This window comes from Luteibacter sp. HA06 (genome assembly GCF_054061215.1).
Map to the genome: position 1 here is coordinate 1717202 of NZ_JBSSDZ010000001.1, position 23588 is coordinate 1740789.

At 63.1% G+C, this 23588-nt stretch carries 23 protein-coding genes and 8 tRNA genes; 23 read left to right on the forward strand and 8 right to left on the reverse strand.

The features are described from left to right. Window positions 1–10: 10 nt before the first annotated feature. Window positions 11–1027, forward strand: coding sequence for a tRNA pseudouridine(13) synthase TruD (truD, locus tag ACVWWJ_RS07725; protein WP_456967303.1), 1017 nt, complete (start codon window positions 11–13; stop codon window positions 1025–1027). A gap of 131 nt (window positions 1028–1158) precedes the next feature. Here the strand turns inward: truD and ACVWWJ_RS07730 are convergent, their stop codons facing one another. After that, a complete protein-coding gene (locus tag ACVWWJ_RS07730; protein WP_159890470.1) occupies window positions 1159–1701 on the reverse strand; it encodes a Smr/MutS family protein in 543 nt (180 codons plus the stop codon). A 114-nt stretch (window positions 1702–1815) separates the two neighbouring features. Here ACVWWJ_RS07730 and surE point away from each other — a divergent pair, with 114 nt between their 5' ends. The 4 genes from surE to ACVWWJ_RS07750 all read left to right on the forward strand — a co-directional run bounded on the left by surE (window position 1816) and on the right by ACVWWJ_RS07750 (window position 4967). Then, window positions 1816–2598, forward strand: a complete 783-nt coding sequence (gene surE / locus ACVWWJ_RS07735) for a 5'/3'-nucleotidase SurE (RefSeq protein ID WP_159890472.1) — start codon at window positions 1816–1818, stop codon at window positions 2596–2598. Beyond that, the gene (locus tag ACVWWJ_RS07740; protein ID WP_456967304.1) at window positions 2582–3283 is read left to right on the forward strand and encodes a protein-L-isoaspartate(D-aspartate) O-methyltransferase; all 702 of its coding nucleotides are present in this window, start codon (window positions 2582–2584) and stop codon (window positions 3281–3283) included. The genes surE and ACVWWJ_RS07740 overlap by 17 nt, the downstream gene beginning before the upstream one ends. A 29-nt stretch (window positions 3284–3312) precedes the next feature. Then, window positions 3313–3921 carry a YqaA family protein gene (locus ACVWWJ_RS07745; RefSeq protein WP_159890476.1) on the forward strand — a complete coding sequence of 203 codons (609 nt, stop codon included), beginning with the start codon at window positions 3313–3315 and terminating at the stop codon, window positions 3919–3921. 194 nt (window positions 3922–4115) lie between these two features. Beyond that, window positions 4116–4967 carry a peptidoglycan DD-metalloendopeptidase family protein gene (locus ACVWWJ_RS07750; RefSeq protein ID WP_456969679.1) on the forward strand — a complete coding sequence of 284 codons (852 nt, stop codon included), beginning with the start codon at window positions 4116–4118 and terminating at the stop codon, window positions 4965–4967. 94 nt (window positions 4968–5061) lie between these two features. On the opposite strand, the gene panE is transcribed toward ACVWWJ_RS07750, so the two are convergent. Genes panE through yhbY form a run of 3 tightly spaced genes read right to left on the reverse strand, consistent with a single transcriptional unit; the run spans window position 5062 to window position 6679 of the window. Beyond that, on the reverse strand, window positions 5062–5991 hold the full coding sequence (gene panE, locus ACVWWJ_RS07755; RefSeq protein ID WP_456967306.1) for a 2-dehydropantoate 2-reductase: 930 nt from the start codon (window positions 5989–5991) through the stop codon (window positions 5062–5064). 7 nt (window positions 5992–5998) lie between these two features. Beyond that, window positions 5999–6376: an Mth938-like domain-containing protein gene (locus ACVWWJ_RS07760; RefSeq protein WP_456967307.1), complete on the reverse strand. Its 378-nt coding sequence runs from the start codon at window positions 6374–6376 to the stop codon at window positions 5999–6001. A 6-nt stretch (window positions 6377–6382) separates the two neighbouring features. Beyond that, on the reverse strand, window positions 6383–6679 hold the full coding sequence (yhbY, locus tag ACVWWJ_RS07765; protein WP_046968793.1) for a ribosome assembly RNA-binding protein YhbY: 297 nt from the start codon (window positions 6677–6679) through the stop codon (window positions 6383–6385). A gap of 84 nt (window positions 6680–6763) precedes the next feature. On the opposite strand from yhbY, the gene rlmE reads away from it, so the two are divergent. The 7 genes from rlmE to ACVWWJ_RS07800 all read left to right on the forward strand — a co-directional run bounded on the left by rlmE (window position 6764) and on the right by ACVWWJ_RS07800 (window position 10234). Then, window positions 6764–7393, forward strand: coding sequence for a 23S rRNA (uridine(2552)-2'-O)-methyltransferase RlmE (rlmE, locus tag ACVWWJ_RS07770; protein ID WP_159890482.1), 630 nt, complete (start codon window positions 6764–6766; stop codon window positions 7391–7393). 17 nt (window positions 7394–7410) lie between these two features. Continuing rightward, complete coding sequence (gene ftsH / locus ACVWWJ_RS07775; protein WP_456967308.1) at window positions 7411–9342, forward strand: ATP-dependent zinc metalloprotease FtsH; 1932 nt, start codon at window positions 7411–7413, stop codon at window positions 9340–9342. Between the two features lie 334 nt (window positions 9343–9676). Beyond that, window positions 9677–9753, forward strand: a tRNA-Arg gene (locus ACVWWJ_RS07780). A 109-nt stretch (window positions 9754–9862) separates the two neighbouring features. Further along, window positions 9863–9939: transfer RNA gene (locus tag ACVWWJ_RS07785), tRNA-Pro, on the forward strand. Between the two features lie 24 nt (window positions 9940–9963). Continuing rightward, window positions 9964–10040 (forward strand) — tRNA-Arg (locus tag ACVWWJ_RS07790). 14 nt (window positions 10041–10054) lie between these two features. Further along, window positions 10055–10131: transfer RNA gene (locus ACVWWJ_RS07795), tRNA-His, on the forward strand. A 27-nt stretch (window positions 10132–10158) separates the two neighbouring features. Continuing rightward, window positions 10159–10234, forward strand: a tRNA-Lys gene (locus ACVWWJ_RS07800). A gap of 303 nt (window positions 10235–10537) precedes the next feature. Here ACVWWJ_RS07800 and ACVWWJ_RS07805 read toward each other — a convergent pair. Beyond that, complete coding sequence (locus tag ACVWWJ_RS07805) at window positions 10538–11206, reverse strand: hypothetical protein (protein ID WP_456967309.1); 669 nt, start codon at window positions 11204–11206, stop codon at window positions 10538–10540. Between the two features lie 178 nt (window positions 11207–11384). On the opposite strand from ACVWWJ_RS07805, the gene ACVWWJ_RS07810 reads away from it, so the two are divergent. Beyond that, window positions 11385–11469 (forward strand) — tRNA-Leu (locus ACVWWJ_RS07810). A gap of 215 nt (window positions 11470–11684) precedes the next feature. Beyond that, window positions 11685–12041 (forward strand): hypothetical protein, encoded by a 357-nt coding sequence (locus ACVWWJ_RS07815; protein ID WP_456967310.1) that lies wholly within the window; start codon window positions 11685–11687, stop codon window positions 12039–12041. Window positions 12042–12077: 36 nt separating this feature from the next. Here ACVWWJ_RS07815 and ACVWWJ_RS07820 read toward each other — a convergent pair whose 3' ends face one another. From ACVWWJ_RS07820 to ACVWWJ_RS07830, 3 genes are all read right to left on the reverse strand, one after another. Then, window positions 12078–12299 carry a hypothetical protein gene (locus ACVWWJ_RS07820; RefSeq protein ID WP_456967311.1) on the reverse strand — a complete coding sequence of 74 codons (222 nt, stop codon included), beginning with the start codon at window positions 12297–12299 and terminating at the stop codon, window positions 12078–12080. 109 nt (window positions 12300–12408) lie between these two features. Beyond that, the gene (locus tag ACVWWJ_RS07825; RefSeq protein ID WP_456967312.1) at window positions 12409–12639 is read right to left on the reverse strand and encodes a hypothetical protein; all 231 of its coding nucleotides are present in this window, start codon (window positions 12637–12639) and stop codon (window positions 12409–12411) included. Between the two features lie 92 nt (window positions 12640–12731). Continuing rightward, window positions 12732–14078, reverse strand: a complete 1347-nt coding sequence (locus ACVWWJ_RS07830; protein WP_456967313.1) for an MFS transporter — start codon at window positions 14076–14078, stop codon at window positions 12732–12734. 93 nt (window positions 14079–14171) lie between these two features. Between ACVWWJ_RS07830 and soxR the strand changes: the two genes are divergently transcribed. The 9 genes from soxR to ACVWWJ_RS07875 all read left to right on the forward strand — a co-directional run bounded on the left by soxR (window position 14172) and on the right by ACVWWJ_RS07875 (window position 23547). Further along, window positions 14172–14606, forward strand: coding sequence for a redox-sensitive transcriptional activator SoxR (gene soxR / locus ACVWWJ_RS07835; RefSeq protein ID WP_159890488.1), 435 nt, complete (start codon window positions 14172–14174; stop codon window positions 14604–14606). Window positions 14607–14707: 101 nt separating this feature from the next. Then, window positions 14708–16000, forward strand: coding sequence for a trigger factor (gene tig, locus ACVWWJ_RS07840; protein WP_159890490.1), 1293 nt, complete (start codon window positions 14708–14710; stop codon window positions 15998–16000). Window positions 16001–16055: 55 nt separating this feature from the next. After that, a complete protein-coding gene (gene clpP, locus ACVWWJ_RS07845; protein WP_107914007.1) occupies window positions 16056–16682 on the forward strand; it encodes an ATP-dependent Clp endopeptidase proteolytic subunit ClpP in 627 nt (208 codons plus the stop codon). Between the two features lie 105 nt (window positions 16683–16787). After that, window positions 16788–18083 carry an ATP-dependent Clp protease ATP-binding subunit ClpX gene (gene clpX / locus ACVWWJ_RS07850; protein WP_159890492.1) on the forward strand — a complete coding sequence of 432 codons (1296 nt, stop codon included), beginning with the start codon at window positions 16788–16790 and terminating at the stop codon, window positions 18081–18083. A gap of 169 nt (window positions 18084–18252) precedes the next feature. Further along, complete coding sequence (gene lon / locus ACVWWJ_RS07855; RefSeq protein WP_456967314.1) at window positions 18253–20769, forward strand: endopeptidase La; 2517 nt, start codon at window positions 18253–18255, stop codon at window positions 20767–20769. A 336-nt stretch (window positions 20770–21105) separates the two neighbouring features. Further along, a complete protein-coding gene (locus tag ACVWWJ_RS07860; RefSeq protein WP_036112061.1) occupies window positions 21106–21378 on the forward strand; it encodes an HU family DNA-binding protein in 273 nt (90 codons plus the stop codon). Between the two features lie 16 nt (window positions 21379–21394). Further along, window positions 21395–21469: transfer RNA gene (locus ACVWWJ_RS07865), tRNA-Val, on the forward strand. An 8-nt stretch (window positions 21470–21477) separates the two neighbouring features. Next, window positions 21478–21554: transfer RNA gene (locus ACVWWJ_RS07870), tRNA-Asp, on the forward strand. 82 nt (window positions 21555–21636) lie between these two features. After that, entirely contained in the window at window positions 21637–23547 is a 1911-nt protein-coding gene (locus ACVWWJ_RS07875) for a SurA N-terminal domain-containing protein (RefSeq protein WP_456967315.1), read from the forward strand. The last annotated feature ends 41 nt before the right edge of the window (window positions 23548–23588 follow it).

Below are 23588 nucleotides of genomic sequence, written 5' to 3' on the forward strand. Positions count from 1 at the left end.
GGCCGCGACAATGACAGACAACGAACTTCCCTTCGCCTTCGGCGCACCGCCGCTGCGCGGTCGCCTGCGCTCTGCACCCGAAGATTTCTTCGTCGAGGAAATCCTCGGCTACGAAGCCGATGGTGCGGGCGAGCATGCGTTTCTCCTGGTGGAGAAGCGCGGCACCAATACCGAATGGGCGGCGCGCGAGCTCGCGAAGTTCGCCGGCATCCAGCCGATGAATGTCGGCTACGCGGGCATGAAGGATCGCCACGCGGTCACCCGCCAGGTGTTTACCCTCCATCTTCCTGGCAAGGCGGATCCGGACTGGTCGGCCCTGGCGTCCGATGACCTGAAGATCATTTCGGCCGGCCGGCATTCGCGCAAGATCAAGCGCGGCGCATTGCGTGGCAATCGATTCGTGTTGGCCTTGCGCGAGGTGGAGGGCGACCGCGCCGCTGCGGAAGAGCGGCTTGCCGCGATCGCGAAGCGCGGCGTGCCCAATTACTTCGGTGAACAGCGTTTCGGTCTCGGCGGCAACAACGTGGCGCAGGCCAAGCAGATGTTCGGCGGCCGTCGTGTCGATCGGGACAAGCGTTCCATCCTGCTGTCGGCAGCGCGCTCGCATATCTTCAATGGCGTGCTGGCCGAGCGTGTGGGGGCAGGGCAGTGGGACACACCGATGGATGGGGAGATCTGGTCACTCGAAGGCTCGCGCTCATGGTTCGGTCCGGAGGACTTCAACGACACCCTGGCTGAGCGTCTCGGACGCTTCGATATTCATCCCTCCGGACCGTTGTGGGGCGACGGCGAGCCGCCGTCCGCCGCTGCCGTGGGCGAGCTCGAGCGTGCGGTAGCGGCACGTGACGAGGATCTGGCGAAGGGCCTGGCCGGGGCGCGTATGGACCAGGAGCGCCGTGCGCTGCGCTTGTTGCCGCGCGACCTCACGTGGCGCTGGCTGGACGACGGTGCGCTGGAAGTGTCGTTCGGTCTGCCAGCCGGCGCTTATGCGACCACGGTCCTGCGCGAAGTCGCCGCGACCCTGTAGGTCAGTAGCTCAGTGTGGGTGCTCAGTGTGGGAGCCGCTTCAGCGGCGAAAAGCCTACGGAGCGGCGAAGCTGCAAGGGCAATCGCCGATGAATCGGCTCCCACAATGAGCCGCTCAGCCCCTTCAGCCCTTCAGCCTTTCAGCAGGACGACGACCGCTCCTGTCCCGCCCTGCATCGGCCGCGCCGACGCAAACGCAACGACATCATCCCGTCGCCTGAGCAGCTTGTCCGTCAGCCCTTTCAACACCGGCCCTGCAGCCTTGGACCGCAAACCCTTGCCGTGAATGATCCGCACGCAGCGAATCCCGTCGTGGCGGCACTCGGCAAGGAAGTCGGCGATCGTCAACTGGGCCGCGGCGGCGTTCATCTGGTGAAGGTCCACCTCCGCCTGGATGCTGAACTGGCCGCGCTTGAGCTGTTTGAGGAGCTTCGGCGGGTAACCGTCGCGCAGGTAAGAGAGCTCTTCGCCTACCTCGAGATCGGCGGGGTCGTAGTCGAACAGCAGCGACTCCGCCGGCACGGCGGCCTCGTCGGCATCGCGCATATGGGGGTGCGGCGCGGGACGAGGGCGTTCCGGCAGCGACTCCACGGGCGCCATGGGCCGCACGTCGCCGATCGCCTCGCGAAACAGGCGGCTGTCGTCGTCGTGCAGGATCGGAGCGCGTCGTTTCATGGCCTTCATCCTAGCCGCGTTTCGTGAATCCCGCTGCCCGGTCCGGTAGACTTGGGTGGTCGGGCGGCCTTGTCGATATAGGGCCGCCGCACCCGTTTTTCGATCTGGATCAGCATGCAAGTTCTGGTTAGCAACGACGACGGCGTAGAGGCTCCGGGCATCCGGATCCTCGCCGGGCGTCTGGCCGAGTTCGGCACGGTGACCGTGGTCGCCCCCGACCGCGATCGCTCCGGCGCGAGCAACTCGCTCACCCTCGATGCCCCCATCCGTGCCCAGCGCATGGAGAACGGCTATTACCGCGTTTCGGGTACGCCGACGGACTGCGTCCATCTGGCGCTGGCCGGCATGCTCGATCACGAGACGGATATCGTCGTCTCCGGCATCAATAACGTCGCCAACCTGGGTGACGATGTCATCTATTCGGGCACGGTATCGGCGGCGATGGAAGGGCGTTTCCTTGGCCTTCCCGCCATCGCCGTTTCCCTGGTGACGAAGGAAGGCTCTGGCCGTCACTTCGACTCGGCGGCAAGCGCCGTACTCATGATCATGCGCCGCTTGATCGTGGATCCACTGCCCGCGGACACCATTCTCAACGTCAACGTCCCCGACCTGCCGTGGGCGGAGATTCGCGGTTTCGAGGTCACCCGTCTTGGCAAGCGCCATCGCGCGGCGCCGGCCATTCGCACGGAAGATCCGCGCGGCCGCACCATGTGGTGGATCGGCCCGCCGGGCGAAATCGACGACGCCGGCCCCGGCACCGATTTCAACGCGGTGAGCCGCGGCTTCGTGTCCGTCACCCCGATTCATACCGACCTGACACGCTTCCAGGCGCTGGAAAAAGTCAGCAGCTGGATGCTTCCGCTGTCGTCGGGCATGAGTGATGAGGAGGCAGCCTGAGGTGGTAAACCTGCATGCCCTTCCTGCTTCGGCCCTGCGCGGCGAAGGGATGACCTCGCAACGCGCACGCGATCGCCTCGTGACCAAACTGGTTGAGGAAGGCATTCGCGACGAGCGCGTGCTTGAAGTCATCCGGCAGCTGCCGAGGCATCACTTCATCGACCAGGCGTTGCATTCGCGTGCCTACGAGAACACGGCGCTGCCCATCGGGCATGGCCAGACCATCTCGCAGCCGTGGATCGTCGCTCGCATGACGGAAGCGCTGATCGAGCACGGCATCCCCGAGCGCGTGCTCGAAATCGGCACGGGCTCCGGCTACCAGGCCGCCGTGCTCGCCGGCATCGTCACCACGGTCTACACCGTGGAGCGAATCGAAGAGCTCCTGCGCCAGGCCCGCCGTCGCTTCCGCCAGCTCGGCATCGAAAACCTCCGCTCGCGTCACGACGACGGCAAGCTGGGTTGGGAATCGGACGCTCCGTTCGACGCCATCATCCTCACCGCAGCCGGCGATCGCGTGCCGCTGAAGTTGCTCGACCAGCTCAAGCCGGGTGGCGTGCTGGTGGCGCCGGTAGGCAGCCCCAGCCAGCAAGTGCTCCTGCGCCTGCGCAAGGGCGAAAACGGCGACGTCATTCGGGAAGAACTCGGTGCGGTCAGTTTCGTGCCGCTGCTGGGCGGCATCGGTTGATGCGCCTTCACAAAAGGGAAAACCGCTGAATGCGGATGTTTGCTTCGCTATACGAGCGCGCCATCGTCTGGGCTCGCCACCGCCACGCGGTCCGCTACCTCGCGGGGCTTTCTTTCGTCGAAGCCTTCATCTTCCCGATCATGCCGGAAGTGATGCTGGCGCCGATGATGCTGGCCGAGCCGCGCAAGGCGTTTCGTTTTGCGAACTGGAGCCTGCTGTTCTCGCTGCTGGGTTCCCTGGTCGGTTACATGCTCGGGCACTACGCGTACGAAGCGCTGAAGCCGCTGCTCGAGTCGATGCACCTGCTCGCGTCGATCGAGAAGGGGGTCGCCAGCCTGCGCGCCGATATGGCGGCACATTCGTTCGCCCTCTATGTCGTGCTGGCCATGGCGGCATTGCAGCCTGTGGTGCCGATGAAATTCGTCACCTGGGCCTCCGGTATCGTCGGCGTTCCGATCCTGCCTTTCCTGCTGTGCATGCTGATCGGCCGTGGCAAGCGGGTCTGGCTGCTGGCCCTGCTTGTCCGGCTGTTCGGTGAACGCGCTGAGCGGATCCTCCGTAAACACATAGAGTGGATAGGTTGGGCTGCTATCGTTGCAGTCGTCCTCCTGGCCGTGTGGTGGTTCGTACTGCGATGAGTGCCCGTGAACGGAAACCCGCGATGCTCATGATCCGCCCGCTCGCCCTGGCTGGCGTGCTGTCGGCTGCCGTGGTCCTGGCCGGCTGCGATGTCACGCGTAGTTCCGTCGTCGTCACCCGCAGCCCGGGTAGCTATACGCCGTCGCACACGGCGACGCCTCCCCCGGCACCGCCCGGAGGCAGCTACCGGGTCATGAAGGGCGACACGCTCTACAGCATTGCCTTCCGGAACAAGGTGGACTTCCGCGATCTCGCGGGCTGGAACGGCATCGCTTCGCCGTACACCATCTGGCCCGGTCAGGATCTGCGTCTCTCGCCGCCGGGCCATGACAACAAGCCGGCACCCTCGCATACCGCTGCTCCGGTCATCGTGGCAGCGCCGCCCCCCGGCGGAGCCGCGCCACACGCCGCGCCACCAGCCCAGCCCGCTCAACCGGCTTTCCAGAGCGTGACCGACGCTGACGTGGCGCCACCCGCCGTGCCGGCGCCGGCAACCACGACGAATACGCCCGTGGTTGTCGCCGGCAAGCCCGCGGAATCCGTCGTGCCCGTCCCGGTTGCGGTGCCACCGCCTGGTACACCGAACTCCGTCACTCCGGCACCGGCGCCCGCGCCGGTGGAGAACCCGTCGGCCGCCACGCCGATCGTTACCAGCGGGGCTTCGCGTAGCGCCGGCGGTATCGCCTGGCGCTGGCCTGCCGATGGCACCATGCTGAAGAAATTCTCGTCGTCCGACGCCATCCCCGGCATCGAGATCGGCGGCAAGGCCGGAGATCCCGTGCGCTCAGCCGCCGACGGCGTCGTCGTCTACAGCGGCAACGGCCTGGTCGGTTATGGCGAGCTGGTCATCATCAAGCACAGCGACAGCTTCCTCTCGGCCTACGGTCACAACCGCAAGCGACTGGTCAAGGAAGGCGAGAAGGTGAAGGCAGGCCAGACCGTGGCCGAAATGGGCTCGAGTGGCGCGACCCGCGACGAACTCCAGTTCCAGATCCGCCGCGACGGCAACCCCGTCGACCCCCTGCAGTACCTGCCGGCAAAATAAAGACATGTAGGGGCCGATTCATCGGCGAATGGCAGACAAGCCCGCTGCGCGGCAGCGGCTCCTCGCAGGTCGCTTGCCTAGCTCGGGCCGCTTCTCAGCGTTTGCTGCGAGCTTCGAACGCTTGCAGATGCGCGAAGGCCACCTCGAGCATCGGCGCCATGATCCCGGCATCCCGCGCGCGGCGAAGCATGTCCCCGACGATATGATCGGCTTCGATCCGCTGACCAGATTCCAGGTCGCGCAGCATGGAGGCGGTAAGCGGGGAGCCTTCCTGCGTCAGGGTTTTCCAGGCAAACGCGCGAGCGTTGTCCGGTACGGCGTGACCGGAAGCGCGGGCCACTGCCAGGCATTCCTCATACATCTGCTCGGTAAGCTGCCGGCCGTCGTTCGTCGCGACGATGTCGCCCACGCTGGCGCGGAACAGGCATGTCGCACCCGCGAGGGTGGCAAGGAATGAGAACTTCGCCCATAGGTCGCGCTCGATGTCCGCCGAGTGCGTATGGTCGACCTTCGCTTTTGCGAACGCTTCTGCGATGGCGGCGCATCGGTCGTCGTGCGCGGCACCGTCCCGTTCACCGAACGTCACCGACGCCCCGTTGCCGAAGTGCAGAATTTCACCGGCGGGGCCCTTGGCCGCACTGATGACGCACATGCCGCCAATGATGCGATCCGGCCCGAAACGCTTGTCGAGGATCGGGTAGTGCGCCAGTCCGTTAAGGATCGGCAGGATCGCGGTGTTCTCACCGACGGCGGGATCGATCGCCTCGATGGCCGAATGCAGGTCGTAGGCTTTGCAGGAGAGCAGCACGAGGTCGAAAGCGCCCGCGCCCGCGACGGTGTCGGCCGTGACGTGTCTGACGGCAAGGGTGGCGTCACCGAACGGGCTCCTGATCACCAGGCCGGTCGCATCCAGCGCCGCCGCCCGTTCCGGCCGGACCAGGAAAGTGACGTCAACGCCGCCTTCGCTCAAGCGGCCGCCGAAGTAACCGCCGGTGCCACCGGCACCGAGAACGAGGATGCGCATCGCAGGCTTATCCCTGGGGAAGGATGAAGGCGGCCAGGACCTTGCGGCCCTCGCCAGCCAGGAGGCTATAGGTGCGAGCGGCCGAACCGTTGGTCATGGCTTCGACGCCGATGCCCTGGCGCAGGAAACCCGCCATGACTTCGGCTGGCGGGAATACCTGGCGTTCACCGGTGCCGATGAGGACCAGTTCAGGCTTGAGGTCGGCGATGAGAGCCACATCGGCCAGCGTGAGCTGCTTTGCGTCCGTCACCGGCCAGTCCTCGACCACCTTTTCAGGCGTCAGCAGGAGGCTCTTGTGGAAGTCGCGGTCGACGATGGTGACCGTGTCCGCGCCCACCCGGCGCACGAAGAGGTACTCGCCAGGGTGCTCGAACGAGAGGTCCATGGCCGGTTACCGGGGCAGGGCGAGCTTCGGGTCCTGCTCGTTCCGGCGGAACAGGACGACGATATGGCCGATTTCCTGGACCTTTTCGGAGCCGGTCTGGCTGGTCAGGAAGTCGATCTGGGCCTGGCGCTCGTCCTTGTCGCCTCCGGAGAGCTTGACCTTGACCAGCTCATGGATATCCAGGGCCTGGGCGAGTTCCTTGGCCACGGCCTCGGTCGCGCCCTTGTTACCGAGCAGGACGACCGGCTTGAGATCGTGGGCCATGCTGCGGAGATAGCGGGACTGTGTAGGGGAAAGCGACATTGCGTTCAGGTTCGATGTGCGGCTGACAGGCGTCAAAGGGTATCATGCAAGGCCTGCTCCTTATTAAGACTCTGGTCGAAAGCCATGGCACGCAGCAAGACCAGCTCCCAGTGGCTGAAAGAGCACTTCGACGATCCTTACGTCAAAAGGGCTCAGGCCGAAGGTGCGCGCTCCCGGGCCATCTACAAGCTCGAGGAGCTGATCGAGCGCGATCGCCTGATCAAGCCGGGCATGACCATTGTCGACCTTGGCGCCGCCCCCGGCGGGTGGTCCCAGCTGGCCCGCCGCCGCCTGGGTGACACCGGCAAGGTTATCGCCATGGACATCCTGCCCATGGCCAGCCTGGCCGGCGTGGAGTTCATGCAGGGCGATTTCCGCGAAGAATCCGTGCTTCGCGAGCTCGAAGCCATGCTCGGTGGCCAGAAGGTCGATCTTGTCCTGTCGGACATGGCCCCCAATATGTCCGGTGTGGCACTGGCCGATCAGATCCGTGCCATGGACCTTTGCGACCTCGCCCGGCAGTTCAGTCTCGACTGGCTCAAACCTGGCGGGTCGTTCCTGGTAAAGCTGTTCCAGGGCGTGGGGTTCGACGAATACCTTAAGAGCTTGCGCGCTGACTTCAGTCGCGTGACGATGCGTAAACCGAAAGCCTCCCGCGCACGTTCGGCAGAGGTCTATGCACTGGCGACCGGCCTCAAGTCGGCGTCCCGGTAACCTGGCGAGAACACCGCATGAATGAGATGGCAAAAAATCTGTTGCTCTGGCTGGTCATCGCGGTGGTCCTACTAACCGTGTTCCAGACCTTCAACCCCCATGGCGGTTCGTCGCAGGACATGTCCTACACGACGTTCGCGCAGAACATCGATAACGGGAACGTTGCGAGCGGCACGATCACCTCCACGGCCCCGCCGACGATCACCGGCAAGCTGAAGGATGGCGGCGCGTACCGCACCGTCGTTCCCATGGTCGGCATGTCCAGCAGCGACCTCGTCAAGCAGATGCGCGACAAGGGCGTCGAGCTCCGCCAGGAGCCGGCCGACAACGGCTTCTCGCTCCTGGGCCTGCTGTTCAACTGGCTGCCCATCATCATCTTCGTCGCCGTGCTGATCTGGTTCATGCGCCAGATGCAGGCAGGCTCGGGTGGTCGTGGCGCCATGAGCTTTGGCCGCTCGCGCGCCAAGCTTCAGGGCGAGGACCAGGTAAAGGTCAACTTCACCGACGTTGCCGGTTGCGATGAAGCAAAGGAAGAAGTCGGCGAGCTCGTCGAATTCCTGCGTGACCCGGGCAAGTTCCAGAAGCTCGGCGGCAAGATTCCTCGCGGCGTATTGATGGTCGGCCCTCCGGGTACCGGTAAGACGCTGCTCGCCAAGGCGATTGCCGGCGAAGCCAAGGTGCCGTTCTTCTCCATCTCCGGCTCTGACTTCGTCGAGATGTTCGTCGGCGTCGGCGCAAGCCGCGTGCGCGACATGTTCGAGCAGGCCAAGAAGCACGCTCCCTGCATCATCTTCATCGACGAAATCGACGCCGTCGGCCGCCATCGTGGCGCCGGCATGGGCGGCGGTCACGACGAGCGCGAGCAGACGCTGAACCAGCTGCTGGTCGAAATGGACGGCTTCGAGGGCACCGAGGGCATCATCGTCATCGCCGCCACCAACCGTCCCGACGTCCTTGACCCGGCCCTGCTGCGTCCGGGTCGCTTCGATCGTCAGGTCGTCGTCGGCCTGCCGGACGTCAAGGGTCGTGATCAGATCCTCAAGGTGCACATGCGGAAGGTGCCTACCGCGGCCGATGTCGAGCCGATGGTCATCGCGCGTGGTACGCCGGGCTTCTCGGGTGCGGATCTCGCCAACCTCGTCAACGAGGCGGCGCTGTTTGCGGCACGCGAAAACGCCCGCGAAGTGCGCATGAGCCACCTGGACCGCGCACGCGACAAGATCCTCATGGGTGCGGAGCGTCGCTCCATGGCCATGAACGACGAAGAAAAGAAGCTCACTGCTTATCACGAGGCGGGCCACGCGATCATCGGTCGCCTGGTTCCCGAGCACGATCCGGTCTACAAGGTCACGATCATCCCGCGCGGTCGCGCGCTGGGCGTCACCATGTACCTGCCGGAAGGCGATCGTTACAGCATGAACAAGGTGGCGATCGAATCGCAGCTCTGCTCGCTGTACGGCGGCCGCGTGGCGGAGGAGCTGATCTTCGGTCATGACAAGGTCACCACCGGTGCGTCCAACGACATCGAGCGCGCCACCAAGATGGCCCGCAACATGGCCACGAAGTGGGGCCTGTCCGACGAACTCGGTCCGGTCACGTACGGCGAAGAAGAAGACGAGGTCTTCATCGGTCGCTCCGTGACGCAGCACAAGAGCGTCTCCAACGAGACCGCACGCAAGATCGACGAAGTGGTGCGCACCATCCTTGACCGCGCTTACGCGCGCAGCAAGGAGCTACTGACGACGAACATCGACAAGCTGCACATCATGGCCGAGACCCTGCTGCAGTACGAGACGATCGACGCGCGCCAGATCGACGACATCATGAATGGTCGCGAGCCCGGCCCGCCGATCGACTGGACCAAGCCTGGTTCGCCGCCTCCGCCGCCCCCGCGTGGCGACGCTGGGTCAGCACCGGATAAGGTCGGCAAGCCCGCCACACAGCTGTAAGAAGAGAAGGGCGGCCACTGGCCGCCCTTCTTCATTGCCGGTCCAGAAAGCCCTGCTCCTGTGGGGTCCTGTGGGAGCCGCTTCAGCGGCGATGCTCATGCAGGAGCCGATTCATCGGCAATGCTGATGTGGGAGCCGCTTCAGCGGCGATCGGGTACTAGCGAACACGTCGCCCGTTACCCAACAACACGCCTGATTACCCACTTGTTACCAATTCGAGAAAAAAACTTTCAGAAAAGTGTTGACGCCCACGCTCGATATCTGAATAATTCCGCTTCTCGACACGGCGCCAACGCTTCACAGCGGCAGGCAACGAGTCAAAGGTTTAAAGTGTGCGCCCGTAGCTCAGTTGGATAGAGTACCAGGCTACGAACTTGGTGGTCGGGAGTTCGAATCTCTCCGGGCGCACCATCTTTAAAAAGCGGTTGAAAGTGTGGTGTGTTCATACGGATTGACGGGCTCGAGCTTGACCCGTAACATTTGAAGGCTTCACCAGGTTGTCGGTGGATACTTTAAGTTTCGGGGTATAGCTCAGTCTGGTAGAGCGCCAGCTTTGGGAGCTGGATGTCGGGGGTTCGAATCCCTCTGCCCCGACCAGTTGGCGTTCTACGTACAGTGCCTGCGCCTGTAGCTCAACCGGATAGAGCATCGGCCTTCTAAGCCGACGGTTGCAGGTTCGATTCCTGTCGGGCGCGCCAGATGGTGTTTTATGGTGGGCGTAGCTCAGCTGGTTAGAGTACCGGATTGTGATTCCGGATGTCGTGGGTTCGAGTCCCATCGTCCACCCCACTTACAACGTGCGATGTGTTTCAAAATGGGCCGTTAGCTCAGTTGGTAGAGCAGTTGACTCTTAATCAATTGGTCGTAAGTTCGAATCTTACACGGCCCACCATTTTGGAAGGCGCTTAGGGAAACCTAAGCGCCTTTTCTTTTTGCCCTCACTTTTCCCGCGGGTGCAGCGATGGATACCGGCAAACCTGGCAAGCCGAGAACGCCGCGACGAGATGGCCGTCCGGGCTCCGGCCTGTTGATCCGGCCGCATGTCGGTGCGGAGACGCGGGTGAAGTCGGGAGGGCGGGCTGAGCGTGGTTCTATGGCGCCGGCAGCGCCTGAGGAAGACGTCTCAGACGTTGCCGGCGGCGACGAGGATCGCGAGAGTTCAGAGCTCGTCGACGGAAGCTGATCGTCCCCGCGATCAGAAGACGCTGAACGAGTTCGCGTCGCTAGCGCACTGGCCTCCGCCGCAGGTGGACATGCGAGTGGGCGCCGTGCCTGGGCGAGGCATGAAGCAAGAGACATAGACCTCGCTAAAGCCAGATATCGCGCCGGGCGTAGGGTCGCTGGCGGAGCCCCGGCAGCGATTGTCCACGATGAGATCGCTGCTGATCGTTCCGGCCGCATCGAGGCGGTATGTCGATGTGCCTCGGTGGACGGAGTTCTGATTCGCCGGGACGACATAATTTCCGGGGGCCGTCGCCTGCAAGTAGGGTGCGCGAACAGCAGGCTCCAGGCCTGCGCCGGGTTCAAAGGGGGTCTCGCGATGGCACGAGCCCGCACCCAGAGTTTCGGGGCTGATTCTCACAATGGCACCCTTGGACACTGTCATGCCGAAGCTGGCACACATGCGTGCGTCCAGATCCTGCGTCGCACTCGGCTGAGATCCGTGCAGGTAGATGTAGTCGCCGTTTTCCAGTTCGATGAGATGCTGCTCGACGAGCGTGTTTCTTCCTAGCTCATCCTTGATCATGACCTGCCGGACAACGCGTTTCTCGCCCTCGGGCGAGTTGGTGACGCTTTGTTGAGTGACTTGTGCGGTTGCTAGAGCCGGCAGTGCAAGTGCGCAGAGCGCGGAGAGATATCGCATGGGTTTGCCTCCTTGATGGGTAGGCTCAGGATCGGTTCCCTTGCGATCCGTTTACATACGCTTATTCTGAAAATAGGCCTACAAGACAATTCGTAGCCTACGCGGCCGTCTCTCAAACCTCTTCGGTCATGCCAGACGATGGACCTGAGCCGGCGTGAGACCTAGAATGGCCCCGCGAGCGAGAGTGGCGGAATTGGTAGACGCACCAGATTTAGGTTCTGACGGGTAAAACCGTGCGGGTTCGAGTCCCGCCTCTCGCACCAACCAGCGTCCCGACAGGGTGGTCGTTTTGAATTCAACGCCGCGAACTGCCGCGAGACTCTGGTGGTCGAAACTCACAGGCGTTGCGGCATTGGCCGGCTTATGCACCGCGCTATTTGTCCATCTGCGCAGTGTTCTTCACCTGCCGGTCCCGGCGGATGCGTGGCCTGGGTGTCCGCTTTCCTTCGCCCTCTTTGCCGGCGCGGCGCTTGTGTGCATGTCCATGATCCGTGACGCGAGCGATGGCCGAGTCGGCAGCGTATCGAATTCGCGAATCGTCGCCGGCATGTCCACGTGGGTGCGTTTTGCGATCGGCGCGTGCGCCGTCTACGTTGCCCTCAACTTCGCCTGGGGCTTAGTCGGTCATGGCGAAAAAGTGTATGTCACCGATGGAAAGGCTATCGCCTATGCGTCAGGCGTCTCGCACGCTCTCAGTGAGGGAGAATACCGGGATTATCTGGAATGGCAGGTCCGTATCTGGTCCGGCCATTGCCTGATCTTCTACCTCGTCCCGGCGTTCTATTTTCTTCTTGGCCCGGGCGCGAAGAGGCGAGTGACGTTGATCGCGTCTTGATCTCTGGCTGGCGCTTAGCGTTATGCAGATTCGCCCTTACGCGAGCATCAACTGGATCATAGTGACGACGAATGCCGCGCCTCCCGCAACGGCGCAGATCAACATGACGCACTGGATCGTTCTGAAGTAGATGCGTCCTTCGGCTGCGATTTTCGCGTTCTCTGCCTCCAGCTCTTTATGTTTTAACCTGCGTGCTGCCTGATCTTCCAATGCATGGATCATTGCGGTTCGGAACAGCTCACTTTCTCTGGAAGTCATGGGATTGTCTCCTTGGCGTGGACTCATTGGGCGGGCTGGAGCGTAACCGTCTTGTTCGCTCGCGTCATGAGAATGCGAGGGGCATGAAGCTGGATGGTCATCTCGGCGTTCACTCCTGGCGCCATAGCTTGATGATTGCGACGGCTGCCCCTACAGCACCGACCAGGAATGCTCCGATGGTCACCTTCGGGTAGTACCGGTGTTCTTGCAGAATTTTCGTAGTTTCGGCCTCAATTTTTTTTGTTTCGGCCTCGGCTTTCGTGGTCTCTGCCATGGCCTTGAAGGCTTGCGCGCAGATCAGGTCTGGTTCCTCGAGGTGCATGAAAATCACTCCATTCATGGGTGCTTTCATTAGCGTCGAGTTGCGTCCTTCGCGCCTTCAGCGAAGAGAGCTTCTGCAGGTAAGATCGAGCCGTCGTCTTCGTCAGTTCGTCAGGCGCGCACGTGCGTCCGCCGGGCAACGACCGTCCCCAGCAAAGCCAACACCACCGTGATCGCAAAGTTCGCCGCAAACGCTGCCGTATGCGAAACATTCAACAACGCGGCGAACAACGTGCCGCCGATCGCCAGCGTCGTCGCCACCATCATCGATTCGCAAAGCTGCAGCGCCGAACTGTTGCTGCCTTGCTCGTGCTCACCCGACATGGAAAGTGCGAGAACGGCGACAGTGCCGTAGAGCATGCCCATGCCGAGGCCGGTCAAGAGCCAACCGAGTACAGCGGCATACACCGGCATCCATGGAAACGTGGCGAGCGATGCTGTGATGACACCGATCACCATAAGCGCCGTGCCACGCGTAAGCAGGGCTTGTCGCGAAATGGTCGCGTAGTGGCCCTGGTACCAAGAGCCCGAAAACCACCCAATGGCGCCGACGCTGATCGCGAGGCCAGACCATGTCGGCGACAGACCATGTTGCTGCGAGAACACGAGTGGCAGGAAGGCTTCGGCGCCGAAGAAGGCGGAGGCAGCGACACCACGTAGCGCGATGACAGCCGGAAGCCCGCGCGCCGCGCGTAACGTCCCCACAGGAAGCAGCCGGCGTCCACATCCGATGAGCAGCGCGACAGCCGGTACGAAGAGGGCGACGGCGAGCCACCCCTGTTCCTGCCCGGCGACGAACAGCAGGCACGTACCGACGGATGCACCGATGGCATTCACCATACGGCCGGGCTTCTCTTCCTGGATGTGCGTGGGCGGGGCGAGGGTGCGCAGTGCGCCACGAAGCGCCGCGGCGGCGGGCAGGGCAAGCAGGGGCACCGCAAGGAACACCCAGCGCCAACCGAAGTGCTCGACGATCGCGCCGCTGATCGCGGGGCCGATCAGGGCGGGTACGACCCATCCTGCGGAAAACGAGGCGAAGACCTTCGGCCTCAGGTGGTCCGGATACAAGCGAGCAACGATCACGTAGAGGGCAGGCGACAGGCAGCCCGCTCCGAGGCCCTGTACGAGTCGGCCAATGATCAGCGTAGGCATGTTGTGTGCGAAGCCGGCGATCAGCAGGCCGGCGACGAAGCCGACCAGGCCCGTCCACACGGCAGGGGCGGGCCCCTTTCGGTCGCTCCACCGGCCCGAGAGAGCCATGCCGATGACGCTGGTCGCGAGGAGGCCGCCGAAGGCAAGGGCATAAACGCGAAGGCCGTCCAGCTCACGGGCGACAGTGGGCATGGCGGTGGTCACCGCCAGCGCCTCGAAGGCGAGCAGGGAGATCAGCGCGACCATGCCGATCGTGGCGGCGCGATAGGTGGGGGAGAGGATGCCCTCGGCGCGGGGATTCGCCATTTTTTCTTCCTTGGGGGGGAGGGAGTTTCGCACGCTTGCGTGCGCTGACCGGGACGCGCAGGATGGGACCTCAACTTTGGTTGAGGTCAAGCGATGCGGGAATTGAGCGTGGGTGACGCGGCGAAACGCGCTGGTGTGGCGGTCTCGGCACTGCATTTTTATGAACGAAAAGGGCTGATCCGCAGCCTGCGAACGGCCGGAAACCAGCGGCGCTATGCCAGCGACGTGCTTCGGCGTATCGCGGTGATCCGGGTCGCCCAGCGGGTCGGCATCCCGCTGGAGGCCGTGCGGCGGGCCTTTTCGGCCCTGCCGGACGAACGAACGCCCAGTCGCGAGGAGTGGGCGAGCATGTCGGCGGCGTGGCAAGAGGAGCTCGATGACCGGATCAACCAGCTGGTGAACCTGAAGGACAAACTGACCGAATGCATCGGCTGCGGATGCCTTTCGCTGACCGCGTGCGCCCTGGCCAATCCGGGGGATACGCTGGCGGCGGATGGTGGTGGCCCGAGGCGTTGGACGCCCGCCTGACGCCTGTTGCGGGGGCAGAGGGGCAAAACGTAGAATGGGCAGTCATTTGCGGGGTTTTTCACCCCATCGCGCCACGACTCGTGGTGGTTTCAGGAGAGGTCATGCAGGTTTCGGTTGAGAATGTTGGCAAGCTCGGGCGCAAGCTCACGGTGAAGTTCCCGGCTGAGCGCCTCGAGTCGCAGGTCAGCCAGCGCATCGCGGAGATGGGTCGCACGGTGCGTTTGAAGGGCTTCCGCCCCGGCAAGGTTCCCACCAACGTGATCAAGCAGCGCTTTGGCGCGCAGGTCCGTGGCGAGGCGCTGTCCGAGCTGATCGGCTCCACGCTGCGCCAGGCTGTCGAGCAGGAAAAGCTCCAGCCGATCGCCAACCCGGCGGTGGACACCACCGGCAACCCCGAGAACGGTGAGATCGCCTACACCGCCACCTTCGAGATCATGCCGGAGTTCCCGGTGATCGACGTCGCGGCGCTCGAAATCGCGCGTCCTAAGGCGGAAGTGAAGGATTCGGACATCGACAAGATGATCGAAACCCTGCGCACGCAGCGCCGTAGCTTCGACGAAGTGGCCCGCGCCTCCCAGGACGGCGATTTCGTCATGTTCGAATACGCCGCTGAAGCCGGTGACTACCGTTTCCCGGCGGAAGGCCTGGAGCGCGCTGGCAGCGTCCTCGGCTCCGGCACCCTGTTCAAGGCGCTCGATGAAGCCCTGACGGGCCGTTCGGCCGACGAAGACCTGGTCCAGGACGTCGCCTTCCCGGAAGATTTCCGTAACCCGGATCTCGCCGGCAAGACCGCCAAGGTCACCTTCAAGATCATCAAGGTGCAGGCGCCGAACCTCCCGGCCGTCGATGCCGAGTTCGTGCAGCTGTTCGGCGTTGCCGATGGCGATATCGAAACCTTCCGCAAGGAAGTCCGCGCCAACCTCGAGCGCGAGCTCAAGGCAACCGTGATGGCCCGCCTCAAGTCGGAAGTCGCCGAAAAGCTGGCCGACGCCTACCCGGACATGGACGTACCCGACCTCATGGCCGATGCCGAGGCCCGCAGCCTCGCCGCCGGCAACCTGCCGCGCGGCCAGGAGCCGAGCCCGCAGATGGTCGCCGAGGCCACGCCGTTCGCCCGCAAGCGCGTGCTCGCCGCGCTGCTGATGGGTGAAATCGCACGCAAGAATGAGATCCGGATCGATCGCAAGCGTATGGCGGAAATGCTTTCCGCGATCGCTTCGACCTATGAAGAACCGGAGAAGGTCATTGAACTGTATAACGGCGATCCCCAACTGATGTCGGGACTGCAGAACCGCGTTATGGAAGATCAGGTGGCCGAGTGGGTGGCGGATAACGCCAAATCCACCGACCAGGAACTGAGCTTCGACGAGGTGATGCGACCGATCGGTGCCTAATCGCATCGATCACTTGCAACAGCCGGGCCCCACACGAAGGAGAGACCGCATGTCCATGGCTCCGATCCAGAACCTCAACCTGGTGCCCATCGTCGTCGAACAGACCTCACGCGGTGAGCGTTCGTACGATATTTATTCGCGTCTCCTCAAAGAGCGCATCATCTTCGCCGTGGGGCCGGTCGACGATTACATGGCCAATGTGATCGTCGCCCAGCTGCTGTTCCTTGAATCGGAGAACCCGGACAAGGACATCAACCTGTACATCAACAGCCCGGGCGGTTCGGTCACGGCCGGCATGGCGATCTACGACACGATGCAGTTCGTGAAGCCGGACGTCAGCACCATGTGCATCGGCCAGGCCGCCTCGATGGGCGCCCTGCTGCTGGCTGCTGGTGCGGCGGGCAAGCGTTACTCGCTGCCGCATTCGCGCATCATGATCCACCAGCCCTGGGCTGGCGGCATCTCGGGTCAGGCCACGGACATTGAGATTCACGCCCGTGAAATCCTGACCATGCGTGAGCGTCTCAACGCCATCCTTGCCCACCACAGCGGCAAGACGGTCGACGAGATCGCCCGGGACACCGAGCGCGACCGCTTCATGAGCGGGGCCGAGGCCCAGGCCTATGGCCTGATCGACTCGATCCCCGAAAAGCGCACGGTCGATACCGTCCGTTCAGCTTGATTTGAACGTTTTCGCTTGTGAAAACCGGCACTTCGTCCCTGATTCCAGGGGCGAAGTGCTGTGCTATTCTCAAAGCGTACCTGGATTCTCAGTAGGGCCCAAAGCATGAGCGACGAGCGGCAGAGCCGTTCCAACGACGGCGGCAAGATTCTTTACTGCTCCTTCTGCGGCAAGAGCCAGCATGAAGTGCGCAAGCTGATCGCCGGCCCCAGCGTGTTCATCTGCGACGAATGCGTTGAGCTGTGCAACGACATCATCCGCGAGGAACTGGAAGAGAAGGCGGCCTCCGGCCGTACCCAACTTCCGAAGCCCCGCGAAATCATGGAAGCCCTCGACCAGTACGTGGTTGGCCAGACGCGCGCCAAGAAGGCGTTGTCCGTCGCGGTCTACAACCACTACAAGCGCATTGAATCGCGCCAGAAGAACGACGAAGTCGAGCTTGGCAAATCCAACATCCTCCTGATCGGTCCGACCGGTTCGGGTAAGACGCTGCTGGCCGAAACGCTGGCGCGCCTGCTCAATGTGCCGTTCACGATCGCCGATGCCACGACTCTCACCGAGGCGGGTTATGTCGGTGAGGACGTAGAAAACATCATCCAGAAGCTTCTGCAGAAGTGCGACTACGACGTCGAGAAAGCGCAGAACGGCATCGTCTACATCGACGAAATCGACAAGATCTCGCGTAAGAGCGAGAACCCGTCGATCACCCGTGACGTGTCCGGCGAAGGCGTGCAGCAGGCTCTCCTCAAGCTCATCGAGGGCACGCTCGCCTCGGTGCCGCCGCAGGGTGGCCGCAAGCATCCCCAGCAGGAATTCCTGCAGGTAGACACGCGCAATATCCTGTTTATCTGCGGCGGTGCGTTCTCGGGTCTGGAGAAAGTCATCCAGCAGCGTTCCGAGACCACGGGCATCGGCTTCGGCGCCGAGATCCGTTCGAAAGAACGTACGGAGAACGTCGGCAAGCAGCTTTCGGACGTCGAACCGGCGGATCTCGTCCGTTTCGGTCTGATTCCCGAGTTTGTCGGCCGTCTGCCGGTGGTTGCCACGCTCGACGAACTCGATGAAGCTGCCCTGGTGCAGATTCTCACCGAGCCGAAGAACGCGGTCACCAAGCAGTTCAAGAAGCTGTTCGACATGGAAGGCGCCGAGCTGGAATTCCGCCCGGAGGCCCTGGCCGCCATCGCCCGTCGCGCGCTCAAGCGCAAGACCGGCGCCCGCGGACTGCGTACCATTCTCGAACAGGTGCTGCTCGACACGATGTTCGAACTGCCCTCGCTGGAACATGTCAGCAAGGTCGTGGTCGACGACGCCGTGATCGACGGCCAGGCCGAGCCGTATCTCATCTACCGTGGGAACCTGCAGCAGCAGCGGATCGCGGGTGAGGGCGGCGACGCAGCCTGATCGTTACGTAAGAAAGCAATCGCGGCCCCGGCGTCCAGCACGCCGGGGCCGTTTTTCTTTGGGGTGGCGGCTCTTGATCGTCCCGCTGCGAACCACCACTTGACGTGTATGGCGGCTCCGGCGCAGTGTCGGGGCGAACCCCAAATTCTCTGAGGGAAACCCCAAGCACATGGCGAAGAATCGCAGCCAAACCACGAGCGGATCCGAGCTGGACCTGTTGCCGGTCCTGCCCCTGCGTGACGTCGTCGTCTACCCGCACATGGTTATTCCGCTGTTCGTGGGTCGCGACAAGTCCATGCGCGCGCTGGAGCGGGCGATGGAAGGCGAACGACAGATCCTGCTCGTCGCCCAGAAGAGCCCCGATATCGACGATCCGTCGATCGGCGACCTGCACTCGGTCGGTACGCTCGCCGGCGTCCTGCAGCTGCTGAAGCTGCCCGATGGCACCGTCAAGGTGCTCGTCGAAGGACAGTCGCGCGTACAGATCGATGCCTTCGAAGACGAAGCCGGCATGATGAGCGGCAAGGCCCGCGTCATCGAGCCCATCTACAGCAGCAACGAACGCGAACTCGACGTCGTGTCGCGCTCGCTCGTCTCGTTGTTCGAGCAGCTGGTCAAGCAGAGCCGCAAGCTCCCGCCGGAAATCCTCGCGACGCTCTCGGGCATCGACGATCCGTCGCGCCTGGCCGACTCGATCGCCGCGCATCTTTCCGTCCGCATGGGCGACAAGCAGCGCGTGCTCGAGGCCGCCGATGTCGGTCAGCGGCTCGAGTTGCTCATCGGCCTCGTCGACGGCGAGATGGACCTGCAGCAGGTTGAGAAACGCATCCGCGGCCGCGTCAAGTCGCAGATGGAAAAGAGCCAGCGCGAGTACTACCTCAACGAGCAGATGAAGGCCATCCAGAAGGAGCTGGGTGAGGGCGAAGAGGGCGCGAACGAAATCGAAGAACTTCAGAAGAAGATCGACGCTGCCGGTATGCCCAAGGCCGTGCTCGCGAAAGCGCGTAACGAATTCAACAAGCTCAAGCAGATGTCGCCGATGTCCGCCGAGGCCACCGTGGTCCGCAACTACCTCGACTGGGTGGTGGGCGTGCCGTGGAAGAAGCGCAGCAAGGTCCGCAAAGACCTCGCTCTCGCGCAGGAGACCCTCGACGCTGACCACTTCGGTCTGGAGAAGGTCAAGGAGCGCATCCTCGAGTACCTCGCTGTGCAGCAGCGCGTGAACACGATGAAGGGTCCGATCCTCTGCCTCGTCGGTCCGCCCGGCGTGGGCAAGACTTCGCTCGGCCAGTCGATCGCCAAGGCGACCAATCGCAAGTTCGTCCGCATGAGCCTGGGTGGCGTGCGCGACGAGGCTGAGATTCGTGGTCATCGTCGTACCTACATCGGTTCGATGCCCGGCCGTATCGTCCAGAACCTCAACAAGGTCGGCACGAAGAACCCGCTCTTCGTCCTGGACGAAATCGACAAGATGTCGATGGACTTCCGTGGCGATCCGTCGTCGGCCCTGCTCGAAGTGCTCGATCCGGAACAGAACAACGCGTTCAATGACCACTACCTTGAAGTCGATCTCGACCTCTCGGAAGTGATGTGGATCGCTACCGCGAACTCGCTCAACATTCCGGGTCCGCTGCTCGACCGCATGGAAGTCATCCGTATCCCGGGTTACACCGAGGACGAGAAGCTCAACATCGCGCTGAAGTACCTGGTGCCCAAGCAGCTGAAAGCGAACGGTCTCAAGGCTGAAGAGCTTACCGTCGGCGAAGATGCGCTGCGTGACATCGTGCGTTACTACACGCGTGAATCCGGCGTGCGTAACCTCGAGCGCGAGATCTCCAAGATCTGCCGCAAGGTCGTCAAGGAAATCGCGCTGGGTACCGTGCCGGCGAAGGCCAAGGCCAAGGTGAAGAAGACCGCCGCGAAGGCCGTCAAGGGCAAGGTGCTCGCGCCGGACCAGGTGCGTGTGGATGGTGAGAACCTCGACCACTTCCTCGGCGTGCGCCGCTTCGACTTCGGTCGTGCGGAACTGCAGAACGAAGTGGGTCTGGTCACCGGTCTGGCATGGACCCAGGTCGGCGGTGATCTGCTCAGCATCGAGGCCTCGGTGGTTCCGGGCAAGGGTCGTCTCCTCCAGACGGGTCAGCTCGGCGACGTGATGAAGGAATCGATCCAGGCCGCGCTCAGTGTCGTTCGCGCCCGGGCGGAATCGCTGGGTATCGACCCCGAATTCCACCAGTCGCTCGACATCCATATCCATGTGCCTGAAGGCGCAACACCGAAGGACGGTCCCAGTGCCGGTATCGCTATGTGCACCGCGCTCGTCTCGGCGCTGACCAAGGTGCCGGTACGTTCCGAGGTTGCCATGACCGGCGAGATTACCCTTCGCGGTCGTGTGCTGCCGATCGGTGGCCTGAAGGAGAAGTTGCTGGCGGCGCATCGTGGCGGCATCACCACGGTGATCATTCCGGACGAGAACAAGAAGGACCTGATCGACCTGCCGGAAAACATCACCAGCTCGCTGGCCATCCATCCGGTGAAGTGGATCGACGAGGTGCTGAACCTCGCCCTCGAGCGTCCGCCGTCACCAAAGAAAGCCGGAGACGGTGGTGAGGCGGTCGAGGTGCCCCTCGAAGAGCCGAAGGCGGGGAAGGGCAAGGGCAAGGCACCGCCGTCGCTCACGCACTGATTCACGCCCATCGCTCCACATGACGAACAAGGGTGCACGCAAGTGCACCCTTTTCGTTTTCGCCGTCCTGTCATTGTTGGTTCGCGATAATCGTTTTTCTCTCCCCATGCAAGCCTCCGTGAAGGATGCATACGCGCTGAAAGCGTTGGTATTGCTCGTATTGCGATGGGGGGAGGGCACTGGTATAAAGGCGGCTCCGCAATCGTCCGCGCCGCAAGGGCGCCACGTATCGCGGCTCGTCGAACGGTGCCGAAAGCTCGCGTTCGAAGATCTACCGTCTTCTCGTACAGGATCGCTGTCCGGCGATTCGAATTACCTTTGAAAGGGAGTCACGTAATGAATAAAACCGACCTGATCGCCGCCATTGCTGAAAAGGCTGAACTGTCGAAGGCTGACGCTGGCAAGGCGCTCGAAGGCCTGATCGAGGCAGTGAAGGACACCCTCAAGAAGGGTGAAGACGTCGCCCTCGTCGGCTTCGGTACCTTCAAGCTGCGCAGCCGTGCTGCCCGCACCGGTCGCAACCCGCGCACGAACGAAGAGATCAAGATCCCGGCGTCCAAGGTTCCGGCCTTCACGGCTGGCAAGGCGCTCAAGGATCACGTAAACTAAGTAGTCTTGCCGTAGCGGGTGCTTAGCTCAGCGGTAGAGCGTCGCCTTTACACGGCGCTGGTCGGGGGTTCGATCCCCTCAGCACCCACCACGGGAAGTGGAGTGGTAGTTCAGTCGGTTAGAATGCTGGCCTGTCACGCCGGAGGTCGCGGGTTCGAGTCCCGTCCACTCCGCCAATCTGCAAAGGCGCCCGTGTGGCGCCTTTGTTTTATCTACCGTCGGTAAGGATTTGCCGACGCCACCTGTGCGAGTCGCATCATGCTGCAAGCCCTGCGTAACAAGATCCACGGTTGGCCCGCGGCCATCGTCCTCGGCGTTTCGGTGTTCGCCGTTGCCTTCTTCGGCATCGAGTCGTACTTCGTATCGCGTGTCGACACCTACGTCGCGAAAGTGGGTGACCACGAGATCTCGCAGCAGGACTGGCAAAACAGGATGAACGAACTGCGCCAGCAGATCGCCGCCAATCCGAATTCCCCGTTCACCGTTGCCGACCTCGAGAAACCCGAGCTCAAGCAGCAGGTGCTCGACGGCATGATCGGTCGCGCGCTTCTTGAGAAGGCCAATACGGATCTCGGCCTCCAGGTGGCCGACGCCAGCGTGCGCGAGACCATCGGCTCCGACCCCGGCTTCGCGGTGAACGGGCAGTTCAGCCCGGACGCGTACAAAGCCATTCTTTCCATGCAGGGCATGAGCCCGGCAATGTACGAAGCCAAGGTCCGTGGCGACCTCGGCAACCAGATCATCCCGCAGGCGATCTACACGACCACCCTGGTCAGCGATGCGGATGTCGATGCGTTCTTCCGCCTTCAGCTCCAGCAGCGCGACCTGCGTTTCGTCGAGCTGCCGCGTCCGTCGCTGACGGATGCCAACGTGGCCGACACCGATATCGACGCGTTCTACAAGTCGCATCTCGCCGACTACACCACGCCCGAGCAGGTCTCGGTGCAGTACCTCGAAGTGAAGCAGGCGGACCTCAAGATCGGCGAGCCGACCGACGCCCAGCTCCACGAGTTCTACGACAAGTTCAAGCAGCGCTATGCGCAGCCGGAACAGCGTCAGGTGTCGCATATCCTGATCGACGTACCCAAGAACGCCACGCCTGACCAGCAGAAGGCCGCACTCGAGAAAGCGAAGAAGATCGCCGCTGAAGCCACGCCGGAAAACTTCGCCAAACTCGCCGCCGAGAACTCCGAAGATCTGGGTTCCAAGCGCACGGGTGGTGACCTCGGCTGGCTGGAAAAGGGCGTAGCCAATGCCGCCTTCGATACCGCGCTTTTCAGCATGAAGAAGGGCGAGATCTCGAAGGAACCGGTGCTTTCGCCGGAAGAGGGCTATCACATCATCTGGGTGCGCGATGCCCGCGAGGGTGACGCCAAGCCGTTTGCCGACGTGCGTGCGCAGCTCGCCGCCGATTGGGCGAAGGGCGAGGGCGAGCGTCTCTATAACGAGCGCGCCGGTCAGCTGGCCGACCTTGCCGAGCGCAATCCGGGCTCGCTCGACGCCGCCGCCAAGGAACTCGGTGTCGAGATCCGCACCACGCCGATGTTCGGTCGCGAGGGTGGCGAAGGTCTCACCGCCGATCCGAAGTTCAAGGCCGCTGCGTTCGCGGACGACGTGCTCAACCAGGGCAACAACTCGTCGCTGGTCCAGGTCGACAAGGGCGATGCCGTCGTCATGCATCTTTCCAAGCATGCCGCCGCCGCTCCGAAGAACCTGGCCGACGTGCGTGACGTGGTCCGCCAGCGCATCCTCGACGAGCGCGTCGACGCGATGGCGAAGAAGCAGGCCGATGAACTCGTCGCACAGCTGGCCAAGGGTGGCGATATCGCAGCGCTCGCCAAGGCGCCTGTCCGTACCGTAACCGCCCTCGAGCGGAGCAAGCTCGCCGCGACGAAGGACGTCCCGCAGCCCATCCTGCAGCGCGCCTTCACCCTCCCGCACCCCGTCGACGGCAAGGCGAGCTGGTCGGTCGTGCAGACCGGCGGCGGCACCTATGCCGTGGTCGCCGTGGACAAGGTCGCCGATGGCGATCTTTCGAAGGTTGCCAAGGCCGACCGCGACGGCCTCCGTGGCCAGATGACCGACGCCATGGCCAAGGCCGCGACGATCGAATACATCGACGCGCTGAAGGCTCGCGGTGAGATCAAGATCGCGCAGGATCGTATGTAACGCTGCGAAGCATTCGTCGCTTCGTCGAAAGGCCCCTTCCG

Bases quoted from the DNA above. Each gene is read 5' to 3' on its own strand.
- truD (WP_456967303.1), top strand. From the start codon at position 11: ATGACAGACAACGAACTTCCCTTCGCCTTCGGCGCACCGCCGCTGCGC.
- ACVWWJ_RS07730 (WP_159890470.1), bottom strand. From the start codon at position 1,701: ATGAAACGACGCGCTCCGATCCTGCACGACGACGACAGCCGCCTGTTT.
- surE (WP_159890472.1), top strand. From the start codon at position 1,816: ATGCAAGTTCTGGTTAGCAACGACGACGGCGTAGAGGCTCCGGGCATC.
- ACVWWJ_RS07740 (WP_456967304.1), top strand. From the start codon at position 2,582: ATGAGGAGGCAGCCTGAGGTGGTAAACCTGCATGCCCTTCCTGCTTCG.
- ACVWWJ_RS07745 (WP_159890476.1), top strand. From the start codon at position 3,313: ATGCGGATGTTTGCTTCGCTATACGAGCGCGCCATCGTCTGGGCTCGC.
- ACVWWJ_RS07750 (WP_456969679.1), top strand. From the start codon at position 4,116: ATGAAGGGCGACACGCTCTACAGCATTGCCTTCCGGAACAAGGTGGAC.
- panE (WP_456967306.1), bottom strand. From the start codon at position 5,991: ATGCGCATCCTCGTTCTCGGTGCCGGTGGCACCGGCGGTTACTTCGGC.
- ACVWWJ_RS07760 (WP_456967307.1), bottom strand. From the start codon at position 6,376: ATGGACCTCTCGTTCGAGCACCCTGGCGAGTACCTCTTCGTGCGCCGG.
- yhbY (WP_046968793.1), bottom strand. From the start codon at position 6,679: ATGTCGCTTTCCCCTACACAGTCCCGCTATCTCCGCAGCATGGCCCAC.
- rlmE (WP_159890482.1), top strand. From the start codon at position 6,764: ATGGCACGCAGCAAGACCAGCTCCCAGTGGCTGAAAGAGCACTTCGAC.
- ftsH (WP_456967308.1), top strand. From the start codon at position 7,411: ATGAATGAGATGGCAAAAAATCTGTTGCTCTGGCTGGTCATCGCGGTG.
- ACVWWJ_RS07805 (WP_456967309.1), bottom strand. From the start codon at position 11,206: ATGCGATATCTCTCCGCGCTCTGCGCACTTGCACTGCCGGCTCTAGCA.
- ACVWWJ_RS07815 (WP_456967310.1), top strand. From the start codon at position 11,685: ATGTCCATGATCCGTGACGCGAGCGATGGCCGAGTCGGCAGCGTATCG.
- ACVWWJ_RS07820 (WP_456967311.1), bottom strand. From the start codon at position 12,299: ATGACTTCCAGAGAAAGTGAGCTGTTCCGAACCGCAATGATCCATGCA.
- ACVWWJ_RS07825 (WP_456967312.1), bottom strand. From the start codon at position 12,639: ATGAATGGAGTGATTTTCATGCACCTCGAGGAACCAGACCTGATCTGC.
- ACVWWJ_RS07830 (WP_456967313.1), bottom strand. From the start codon at position 14,078: ATGGCGAATCCCCGCGCCGAGGGCATCCTCTCCCCCACCTATCGCGCC.
- soxR (WP_159890488.1), top strand. From the start codon at position 14,172: ATGCGGGAATTGAGCGTGGGTGACGCGGCGAAACGCGCTGGTGTGGCG.
- tig (WP_159890490.1), top strand. From the start codon at position 14,708: ATGCAGGTTTCGGTTGAGAATGTTGGCAAGCTCGGGCGCAAGCTCACG.
- clpP (WP_107914007.1), top strand. From the start codon at position 16,056: ATGGCTCCGATCCAGAACCTCAACCTGGTGCCCATCGTCGTCGAACAG.
- clpX (WP_159890492.1), top strand. From the start codon at position 16,788: ATGAGCGACGAGCGGCAGAGCCGTTCCAACGACGGCGGCAAGATTCTT.
- lon (WP_456967314.1), top strand. From the start codon at position 18,253: ATGGCGAAGAATCGCAGCCAAACCACGAGCGGATCCGAGCTGGACCTG.
- ACVWWJ_RS07860 (WP_036112061.1), top strand. From the start codon at position 21,106: ATGAATAAAACCGACCTGATCGCCGCCATTGCTGAAAAGGCTGAACTG.
- ACVWWJ_RS07875 (WP_456967315.1), top strand. From the start codon at position 21,637: ATGCTGCAAGCCCTGCGTAACAAGATCCACGGTTGGCCCGCGGCCATC.